At 58.8% G+C, this 9,958-nt stretch carries 8 protein-coding genes; 2 read left to right on the forward strand and 6 right to left on the reverse strand.

Going from position 1 to position 9,958, the window contains the following annotated elements; translation table 11 throughout:
* Positions 1–166: 166 nt before the first annotated feature.
* From E8K88_RS15310 to paaN, 5 genes are read right to left on the reverse strand one after another with little or no spacing between them, the layout of a single operon-like run.
* Positions 167–1,744, reverse strand: a complete 1,578-nt coding sequence (locus tag E8K88_RS15310; RefSeq protein WP_136407547.1) for an AMP-binding protein — start codon at positions 1,742–1,744, stop codon at positions 167–169.
* The gene (locus E8K88_RS15315; RefSeq protein ID WP_136407548.1) at positions 1,741–2,982 is read right to left on the reverse strand and encodes a thiolase family protein; all 1,242 of its coding nucleotides are present in this window, start codon (positions 2,980–2,982) and stop codon (positions 1,741–1,743) included. The genes E8K88_RS15310 and E8K88_RS15315 overlap by 4 nt, the downstream gene beginning before the upstream one ends.
* Positions 2,979–3,440: a PaaI family thioesterase gene (locus tag E8K88_RS15320; RefSeq protein ID WP_136407549.1), complete on the reverse strand. Its 462-nt coding sequence runs from the start codon at positions 3,438–3,440 to the stop codon at positions 2,979–2,981. Before E8K88_RS15320 ends, E8K88_RS15315 begins: the two co-directional genes overlap by 4 nt.
* Positions 3,437–5,161, reverse strand: coding sequence for a class I adenylate-forming enzyme family protein (locus E8K88_RS15325; RefSeq protein ID WP_136407550.1), 1,725 nt, complete (start codon positions 5,159–5,161; stop codon positions 3,437–3,439). Before E8K88_RS15325 ends, E8K88_RS15320 begins: the two co-directional genes overlap by 4 nt.
* 45 nt (positions 5,162–5,206) lie before the next feature.
* Complete coding sequence (gene paaN, locus E8K88_RS15330) at positions 5,207–6,889, reverse strand: phenylacetic acid degradation protein PaaN (protein WP_136407551.1); 1,683 nt, start codon at positions 6,887–6,889, stop codon at positions 5,207–5,209.
* A gap of 144 nt (positions 6,890–7,033) precedes the next feature.
* On the opposite strand from paaN, the gene E8K88_RS15335 reads away from it, so the two are divergent.
* Positions 7,034–7,831, forward strand: a complete 798-nt coding sequence (locus tag E8K88_RS15335; protein WP_168797356.1) for an IclR family transcriptional regulator — start codon at positions 7,034–7,036, stop codon at positions 7,829–7,831.
* Between the two features lie 19 nt (positions 7,832–7,850).
* Here E8K88_RS15335 and E8K88_RS15340 read toward each other — a convergent pair whose 3' ends face one another.
* Positions 7,851–8,777, reverse strand: a complete 927-nt coding sequence (locus tag E8K88_RS15340; protein ID WP_136407553.1) for a winged helix-turn-helix transcriptional regulator — start codon at positions 8,775–8,777, stop codon at positions 7,851–7,853.
* Positions 8,778–9,109: 332 nt separating this feature from the next.
* Between E8K88_RS15340 and E8K88_RS15345 the strand changes: the two genes are divergently transcribed.
* Positions 9,110–9,958: carotenoid oxygenase family protein (locus E8K88_RS15345; protein WP_240754559.1), on the forward strand; the 849-nt coding region annotated here is incomplete at its 3' end.

A 9,958-nucleotide genomic window follows, 5' to 3' on the forward strand; every position in this document is an offset into this window, starting at 1 on the left:
CGCGCAGCCGCGCAAGGCCCAAAAAAAAGCAGTGCTAGGCGCCTGTTGCCGCTCAGACATGCGTCGGTGCAAAACGGGCAGCGCCGCAATGCGCTTTGTGTGCCTTGCCTTTGGGGCGTCAACGCAGCTGCGTTCGAGATGATGAACCGGCTCCAACAGGCTTGCTTTAATCAACCACCGGCTCAGATTTGGGGATGCCGTCAGCAAACAGCTTGCGCAGGGCTTTTTTATCGACTTTGCCAAGGCCGGTTACCGGCAGCTCGCGCACATACACGACCTGCTTGGGCGTGCTTATCGGGCCTTTGGCGTCACGCACCATGCGTTGTAGCTGGGCCGGATCGGCCATCGTGCCACTGCGCGTCACCACCACGGCCAGTACCGCTTCGCCCCATTTGTCGTCGGGCACACCAATCACGGCCGCCTGGCTTACATTGGGGTGCGTGCACAACACATCCTCCACCTCGCGTGCGTAGACATTGAAGCCGCCAGAGATCACCATGTCCTTCTTGCGATCAACGATGAAGAAATAGCCTTGTGCGTCCTGCATGCCCATATCGCCGGTATGCAACCAGCCGCCAGCCAACGCCTGTGCTGTTTGCGCGTCCTGGCCCCAGTAGCCGCTCATCACCAACGGTCCACGCAGGCACAGCTCACCAATCTCGCCGACAGCAACGGGCTTGTTGTGTGGATCGAGCAAAGCCACATCCAAGCCGGGAAACGGCCGTCCAGCAGAGGCCAGCCTGCGCGCGTCAGCGCTTTCGTGGTCGTGCTGATCGAGCAGCAAAATCGTGTTGGGCGCCTCGCTTTGCCCAAAGGTCTGCACCAGCACTGGACCAAAACAATCGAGTGCCTGGCGAATGCGCGCAGGACTGGCAGGTGCCGCTCCATAGACCAGCGCCTGCAAACTGCTCAAATCAGCCAGTGCCGTACGCGGATCATCCAGCAAGGCATACAGCATGGTGGGCACAATGAAGGTGAATCCAATGCGCTCGCGCTGCACGGTATCCAGCCAGCGGCCTACTTCAAATCCGCGCTCTAGCACCACTGTGCCGCCACGTGCGAAAGTGGGATAGACCAGCGAACCGGCGCCATGCGAGATCGGTGCGGAGCACAAAGTGCGCACGCCATCAGGCCAGGCCAGCGCAGACAGCCACAACTGCGTGTTGTGCAGCATAGCCCGGTTGCTCAGCATAACGCCTTTGGAGCGGCCGGTGGTGCCACCGGTGTAGGCCAAACGAACAATGCTCTCGGAGCCACCACGCTGCTGCAATGCAGGCCCAGAAAAAACGTCTGCGTGGTGCCAGAAGCCCCCTTCAGCATCGCTGTGTAGCAAACATTGCCGCAACTGCGGACAGCGCGAGAGCTCTGTCCCCAACCGCGACACATATACAGACTCACCTATGAGTACACGGGCTTGGCAATCCTGCAATGTCAGCACATGGTCTTGCACACTGCCCATGGGATGCAGGGTGACGGAGCAAAAGCCGCGAATATACGCTGCAGCCATCACAGCCAGCATTTCAATGCGGTTGCCAGACAGTTGCGCGACGACATCGCCTTGCTGCAGGCCCAGACTTTCGAGCTTATTGGCCGCCTGGGTGACCAGCGCCAACAATTCGCGGTAGCTGAGCGCACGCGACTCATCAATGACTGCAATGCGCTCAGGGTGGCGCTGCAATGCCTGCAGCAGCCAGGCCCCTAAAGTGCCGCCTTGGTGCACGGTGCTATGCGTGGACTCGATCATGCACGCTCCAAAATCGTCACGGCCGCCACCGCTTCTTCACCTGCATAAAAGCCACCGCCGTTCTCAGCCGCAGCGATGCGGGCCCCGGCAACCTGTCTGCCTCCGGCTTCACCGCGCAGCTGCGTCACCAGCTCCAGAATTTGAATCGCACCGGTGGCAGCAATCGGGTGTCCTTTGGAGACCAGCCCCCCTGAGGGGTTGACTGGCATGCGCCCACCGACGCGGGTTTCACCGCGCTCGGCCATCGCGCCACCTGCGCCAATTTCGCACAGGCCCAGATTTTCGATATGGCGAATTTCGGCAAAAGACGACGCATCATGGACCTCTGCCACATCCACATCGTCTGGTGAGACCCCGGCCTGCTCATACGCCTTGAGCGCAGCAAGGCGACCAATGTGGCGGGAAAAATCTGCCGGATCACGCACCACACCAGAGGCCAGTTGCGTGGCAAGTACGCGCACCGCACGGGTTTTGTCAAAGCGTTTCAAAGCCGCCTGCGAACACAGAATCAATGCGCCTGCGCCATCGCTCATCGGCGCGCACATGGCGCGCGTCAATGGCCAGCTGACCAGACGGTCGGCCAGCACTTCTTCGACTGAGCAAGGGTGCTGGTATTGCGCCATCGGGTTGTGCTGTGCATGGCTGTGGTTTTTGGAGGCAACGATCGCCAGCTGTCGCTGCGTGGTGCCGTGCAGCATCATGTGGTGACGCGCCATCGCGGCGTAACTGTCCATGAAAACGCTGCGCTCACCAGCATCGAGATTGGCCTCAGGCGGCAGCGGCAAAGCCGCTGAAAGAGCTGCCTGCGCGGCCAATTGCGTCTCGGCCAGCTCGCGGTCCATGCCGCCCCAAAAGGCTTCAAACATCAAATCACGCCGCTCTGGCAGATGCATTTTCTCGGCCCCGACCACCAGTGCCACCTCGCAGACACCAGCCTTGATCGCCGCCCAAGCCTGGTTCAGACCGGTTGAGGAGCTGGCGCAAGCGTTGTCGCAGTTGATAATGGGTATGGCTTCAAAACCCATCGCGCGCAGCGCACACTGGCCACGAATGCCGTGCTGGCCTTGCAGCACACCCTGGCGCGTATTGGAAAACCATGCCGACTCGATGGCCTGCATGCCGCAACCGGCATCTTGCAAGGCCGCTTGCACGGCCTGGCGCGTCAAGTCTTTGACGCTGCGTGAGAGATGACGACCCAGCGGGGTCATGCCCACGCCGACGATATATACACTGCTCATGACACCCCATTTATTTCAAATCGTCCACCACGATTGAGCGCAATTTTCTTGAAAGCGCCCTGACCTATGGCAATGCTGTTGTCGGCTTGATCCAACACCTCGGCACTGCAAAACACCATCGATTTGCCACCGTTAACCACCCACCCCCGCACCCTGACGGGCCCGCGCATGGCATTGATGAACTGCACGTTTTGGTTCACCGTGACAATTGGACCGGGGTTGGCAGGCCAGGCATAGGCCGCGTAGCCCATGACCACGTCAAGCAAAGTGCACAAGACGCCGCCATGAGCCACGCCAATGCCGTTGGCATGCACTGCCGCATCAAAGTCGAGCTCGATGCTGGCCTGGCCATCAGCCACCACCAAATTGCGCATGCCCACGGTTTGTAAAAACGGCGGCAGCGGCCCGCTTAGGCCGGGCAATGCCGCACTGTCCGGCACGCTATGCGAGGCGCTCATGCCGCCACCTCGGCATTCAATATTTCACGCAGGTCGCGGCGCAAAATCTTGCCAACCGCACTGCGTGGCAATGCGTGCACCACCTCCAAGCGTTCGGGCATTTTGAAGACCGCAACCTTTTTCTCGTCGCGCAAGAATGCGCTCAACTGCGCCAGGCTCAGGGACTCCACGCCGTCGCGCAACACCACAAAGGCGCACACGCGCTCGCCCAAGGCAGCATCAGGAAAGCCCACCACCGCTGCATCGGCAATAGCTGGATGGGCCAGCAACAAACTGTCGATTTCTTCGGCCGACAAATTCATCCCGCCGCGAATAATCACGTCTTTCAAGCGCCCTACATAGCGGTAATAGGCGTCGCCCTCGCCAACGATTTCAAACAAATCGCCTGAGCGGTAATAGCCTTGCGCATCAAAGGCACGCTGCGTCAGCGCAGGATCGCCGATATAGCCAGAGAACACGGTAGGGCCGCTAAAGCGCAGCTCGCCTACGCGCCCTGGCTGGGTAATTTCCTCTTCATTGGCTGGATCGACCAAGCGCGTGCTCACGCTGTCCATGCCATCGCCACGCCATTGCAAACCCGCTACCCCAGTGCGTGGAAAGCAGGTCGCACGCAGCGTCGGATCGGGCACATCCAACTCCGAGCCGGCCAATGAGCCGCCTTCATTGGAGCCATAAAAATTCAAAATACTAACGCCCCAACGGTCTTGAAACTCCTTGACCATCCACTCCGACAAGGGGGCTGCGCCTGATCCTATGCGGCTGAGCAGCTTGAAGTCAATGCCTTGCACCAGCTCTGGCTTGTGCAGCATGGCGTTGAGAATCGCCGCCGGAGCCACCGTGTGGCTGATAGCTTCTTCACGCAACTGCTGCAAGTACACCGGCAGCTTGAACGGTTGGTGCTGCACCACGGTGCAGCCGGTCATCAACCAAGGAAAAAAACAGGTCGCAAAGCCCGCCATATTGATCAGCGGGAAAGGGTTGAGTATGCGGTCGTGCTGGCCCACACGCGAGAGCCCTAACGACACGCGCCCCTGCGCAAACCATTCATTGTGGGTATGCGGCACGCCCTTGGCACGCGCCTCAGTGCCCGAGGTCCAGCAAATCGTGAACACGTGGTCTGACGTGGTCTGCGCGGCCTTGCCTAACATCTGCGCTTGTGCGGTCGCATCTTGCACCTTGGCCAATAAGGCGGTCCAGTTTTCCTGATCCGTCAAAGACGGCGCGTGGCCCAATGCAAGCACGGCATTGGCTTGCAGAAAGCCGTCCTGAACCAGCGCTCTAGCGCGCAGCACGGGCGCATCCTGCTCGGAGCCGCCGCTATAAACCATCAAGGCCTTGGCTTGCAGCAACTCCAGGATGTATTGCAGCTCATGCTCGCGGTATTGGATCGGCAGCGGGCTCACCACAATGCCTAGCCGCGCGCATGCCAGGTAGACGACAAACTGCTCCACGCAATTGGGCAGCTGCACGCACAAGACATCGCCAACGCCCAGACCACGTTGGTGCAATACGACGGTGGCACGATCAACCTCTTCAGCGACCTGCCTAAATGTCATGCGGCGCGGCGCATCGCCTAAAAAATCGGCGCGATTGATGGCATCTACCAAAGCTTCGCGCTCGCCATTTTCTGCGAGTAATGACTCAAACTGGCTGAACACGGTTCGCTCTCCCCACCAACCTTTGGCGCGCATGTCCTGCGCTCTTTGCTGGTCTACTTGCATGTCCTGTCTCCTGGTTGTATTTGATGGTTGGGCATCAGCACCTATTCACTGGCGCTTTGGGCGGCGTGACTGCACGATGCGAAAACGGCTGGCGACAAAGCTGTGGTCAGTCAGCGATGCATTGCCCGCTGCATTCAAGCCCGTGACGTGGTAGTCGCTGTAAGCCGCCGCAAAATTGAGCGGCATGGGCCCGGTCAAATTGATCGTGAGCTGCGCACCAGCCTGTGCATAAGCCTGCTCGGCACGGGCTATGAAAGCCTCATCCTGTGCATAGACAAAGGCCGTCAAGCCACCATGCTGGGCCACATCGCTACAGGCCTGGGCCAGTGCGTCATCGGCATCTGCCACAGCAATCACAAACGAGATCGGGCCAAAGCGCTCTTGGCGGTACAGCTCGCCCTGGCTGGGATCGGCCACGATGATCAAAGGCGTGGCCGTGCGCGCTTTGGGAAACTCTGGATGCACATAGGCGGCGCTGTCTCTGGCTATTGCGCCCTGCTGGCGCATCGCGGCGATGCTCGCCAGCGTGTCATCGGACTGGATCGCAGCCAGAATCATTGCTGCGCGCTGCGGACTACCGGCAAGCGCGTCCACGGCCTTGACCAGCGCTTGCACAACCTCGTCAAAAGGCACTTGCCTGGCCGACTCGCCAAGGCCTGCGCGGATGCCGTTTTTAGGCACATAAAAGTTTTGCGGGCTGGTGCACATTTGCGCCGAATACATGCACATGGTGGTGGCCAGACTGCGGATCATGGCCTCAAAATCATCGCAGGAATGCAGCACCACGGTATTGCAGCCGGCCGTTTCTGTGTAGACCAGCGCTGGATGGGCATTTTGCTCAATCCAGGCACCAAAACCGACGCTGCCTGTGAAATCCACAATCGCCGCTTGCGGATGCTTGACGATCTGCTTGCCAATCGGCTGCTCGCGGCTATCGAGTGCCAAAGTAACCAGGTTTGGATCAAAGCCGGCTTCTTTGAGCACTGTGCGAAAGAGGCGAATCACGATCGCCATTGGCAATACCGTGGCGGGATGTGCTTTGACAATCACAGCATTGCCGGTGGCCAGACTGGCCATCATTGAGGGCAGAGCATTCCAGGTCGGGAAACTGGCGCAGGTAAAACACACCGCGACCCCTCGCGGCACCAAACGGTAGGTTTTCTCCAGTTCAATCGTGGTGCGGCCAAACTGGCGCTGCCACTGGGCATGGCGGGGCACAGCCCCCATCGCGCTCCAAGCATACGCCAGCGCTTCAATGCCGCGATCAAGTGCATTGACGCCGGAGCCAGCGTAGCTCATATTAAAGCTTTGGCCGGTGGTGTGAAACACTGCATACACCAGCTCAAACAGCTGCTGGTATTGGCGCTGCACAACCTCCAGCAAGACACCGATGCGTTGCTCCGGATCGGCCTGCGCCCAGCCCGCTTGCATGGCGCCAGTGGCAGCCTCAAACAAACTGTCCAGATCAGACTGCGGATAACTCACCCCCAGTTGCTGGCGGGTGTAGGGCGAGGTTTCCTCACCAATCCACGCTGTGATTCCCGGCTGGTCAATCTCAAAACGCTGCCCCAGCTGGCGCTCAAACGCCAAGCGGCCTGCAGTTTGCGCATTGGCGCTGTCTGGATAGGCATCTGCAGCTTCAGGGAATGGGCTCCAAAAATGGCGCTCTTGACAGGCTTGCCAGGCTCTTTCCAGAGTGGCACGATGGGTCTCAAACATCTGTTTCATTGGGCTTCCTTGTCATCCTCTACCTCGGGCATTGAAGGCCATTCAACGGCCTGATTCAATATGATTGCTTTTTCAATGGTTTCTCAAATTATAATTATTCGAACCCATTAAAACCTTGATTTGTTTTAACATATGGAACATCCAATGAAAAAAGCCGCATCTGCCAGTGGCACGCAAAGCGTGCACCGTGCCCTGCAAATCCTGCGCCTGGTGTCCACCCACAACCGCCAAGGCATCCGCCTGAGCGATCTGGCCGCGCAAGTGCAACTGAGCAAACCCTCAGTGCACCGCCTGCTCAGAGAACTCACCGAAACCGGCTTGCTGATGCAAGCGCACAACCGGCTCTTTCATCTTGGCCAATTTGCCTATGAATTGGGCTTGATGGCCTCGTCGCATTACAGCTTGCACCAAGTGTGCGCGCCGTTTGTCGAGCAGCTCGCGCAAGAGTCGGGCGACACCGTCTTTTTAGTCATGCGCAGCGGCTTTGACTCGTTTTGCCTCGATCGCCAAACCGGCAGCTACCCAATCAAGGTGTTCTCCATTGAAGTGGGCAACCGCCAGCCGATGGGAGTGGGCGCAGGCGGCCTTGCCTTGCTCAGTTTTCTCAGCGAAGCCGAGCGCGATGCCGTACTGGCAGAGCACAGCGAAGCGCTGCTGCAATTCAACGGTCTGTCGGTAGAGACAGTCAAGCAGCTCATTGACGCGACACGCCAGCGTGGCTATTCGCACATCTCCAACCACGCCGTTGCTGGCGTGACTGGCTTTGGCATGCCAATTCTTGACCGCGTGGGCACGCCGCTGGCCGCCATCAGCGTCACCGCCATCAATGACCGCATGACGCCCGAGCACCAGCGCCAGGTGATTCATTTACTGAATCGCTGCACCCAACAGGCCCGCGAAGCTTTGCTGACCAGCCGTGGCAGCCTGCCCTCAAGGGCCTAGCCGTGCTTGTAAAACGCCCTCAGGTCTGCGCGCAGCCGCACTGCTCACACACAAAGCTTGGCGTAAACCACTCAAGGCAGGGGCTATGCAGCACGCGCCAACCAGGGTCGTAGTGCGGCTCCAACCAGCGCTCCCCCCATGCCAGCGCGGCCACAATGACCGGGTAATAACTCAGGCCACGCAGCGTGAGGCGGTAGACATGCCGCTCGCTCGTATCACTGTCCTGCACACGCTCGAGCATCCCTTGCTGCGTTAGACGAGCCAGTCGGCCCGAGAGAATGTTTGTGGCAATTCCTAACGCCTGCTCAAATTCTGAAAAGCGGTGCACGCCCAAAAAGGCAGCACCTAAAATCAAGCCCGTCCAGCGGTCCCCCATCAATTGCTCAGCCGACAACTGCAGTTGCTGCTCTGATGAAGTCAGGTCACGCGCGCGCCGCGCCGACACCGCCATAGCCTCTGGCGGGAAACGGTGGGTGAGCAGCAGCTTCATTGCTCGCGGCTCGGCAGGAGCCATGCACTGCCCACAGCACAGGTGCAGCGGCGCACCATGCCCACATGAGCTGACTGCAGCCTCCTCTGCAAGCAACGCGCATCCGACATGCCAGCGCTGATTCCACTGCTGCATTTGGCGCAGCAGCATCCACAGACCACGCCCTTGCTCGGTCAATACATACGCGGCCTCACCACTAGTGGCATTTTTTTTGCGCTCAAGACAATGCTGCTCTGCCAGCAGACGCAGCCTTGCGCTCAAGGTGCTGCGCGGTATGTCTAAGCTGTAGGCCAACACATCAAAGCGCTGCGCACCACCGAGCAGACGCCCAATCACACGCAACGTCCAGGTGTCGCCCACCAAGTCGGTGACGCGGTGGATGATGTTGTTGCGAATCATCTGATGCTGATGGTGCACGGATGGGCTGGGAATCTCTGGGCCGGAACGCATGGGCATATTGTCTCTGGTGTTCGGGCAAGGGCGTACTTTTACAAGCAAACTTTCGCACCGTGGAACAAACGTGATTTTCTTCTCTATATTACTTGCATATCGATACTTTGAATGCGTACTATAAAGGCCTTGAATACGTGCAAGCCAACTGAGCTCTCAGCGAAAATTTTTCAATGTGCAAGTATAAAAGAGCAGCCTATGACAAGCACACCCTATTCCTGATTTCTGACAATGCCCTGCAATATTTTGCTTGCAGAGCTGGACTTATTGGCGTTGTACCTACGGCCAATATCTGCTAACCCAACAACTACGCTTGCCTCAGCGACAAGGAGACCCTCATGAGTTTGGACACCCTCATCCCGCCAGCGCCATATATGGTGCACAACCCCAATTTGCTGGGCGGCTTTGCGCCGGTGGACAAAGAATTGATAGTGACCGAATTTGAAGTCATCGGCACCATTCCTGCGGATTTGAACGGCATGTATGTGCGCAATGGCCCAGTGCCTCAGTACACGCCCGAGGGCAAATACCACTGGTACGACGGCGACGGCATGCTGCAGGCGTTTTACTTCAGAAATGGCCAGGTCGAGTTCCGCAACCGCTGGGTGCGCACCGATGCCTGGCATGCAGAGCAGGCAGCCGGAAAAGGCCTGTACAGCGGCTTGAAGCAGCGCATGCCCGAGGGCGTCCTGCCCGATGATGCAATGAAGAACACATCGAACACCGACGTCAAATTCCACAACGGCAAGCTGTTATCCATGTGGTATAGAGGCGGCACGGTCTACCAAAACGATCCCTATACGCTGGAGACCCTGGGCAAGCTCGAACCCGATCCACGTTTAGTGGGCCTGCAAATATCGGCGCACTCGCGCGCTGACGAGCGCACTGGCGAATACATGTTCTTTGCCTACGGCAATCGCCACCCGTATATGCACTACGGCGTAGTTGGCGCCGATGGCGCGCTCAAGACCCTGCTGCCAGTCGAGCTGCCTGGCCCGCGCTTGCCGCACGATATGGCGATCACCGAGCACTACTCGATCCTGCACGACTTCCCATTGGTCAACAATCCAGAAGCACTGCAGGCGGGTCGCTACAGCCTGGACTTTCATGCGGAATGGCCCAGCCGCTTTGCCATCATCCCACGCCACGGCACAGTCGATCAGATCCGCTGGTTTGAAGCCAGCCCA

This window comes from Lampropedia aestuarii (assembly GCF_004803635.1).
In the GTDB taxonomy this organism is placed as follows: Bacteria; Pseudomonadota; Gammaproteobacteria; order Burkholderiales; family Burkholderiaceae_C; genus Lampropedia; species Lampropedia aestuarii.

Excerpts from the sequence above, each read along its gene's own strand:
- E8K88_RS15325 (WP_136407550.1), bottom strand. The coding sequence starts at position 5,161 with ATGCAAGTAGACCAGCAAAGAGCGCAGGACATGCGCGCCAAAGGTTGG.
- E8K88_RS15335 (WP_168797356.1), top strand. The coding sequence starts at position 7,034 with ATGAAAAAAGCCGCATCTGCCAGTGGCACGCAAAGCGTGCACCGTGCC.
- E8K88_RS15340 (WP_136407553.1), bottom strand. The coding sequence starts at position 8,777 with ATGCCCATGCGTTCCGGCCCAGAGATTCCCAGCCCATCCGTGCACCAT.
- E8K88_RS15310 (WP_136407547.1), bottom strand. The coding sequence starts at position 1,744 with ATGATCGAGTCCACGCATAGCACCGTGCACCAAGGCGGCACTTTAGGG.
- E8K88_RS15315 (WP_136407548.1), bottom strand. The coding sequence starts at position 2,982 with ATGAGCAGTGTATATATCGTCGGCGTGGGCATGACCCCGCTGGGTCGT.
- paaN (WP_136407551.1), bottom strand. The coding sequence starts at position 6,889 with ATGAAACAGATGTTTGAGACCCATCGTGCCACTCTGGAAAGAGCCTGG.
- E8K88_RS15320 (WP_136407549.1), bottom strand. The coding sequence starts at position 3,440 with ATGAGCGCCTCGCATAGCGTGCCGGACAGTGCGGCATTGCCCGGCCTA.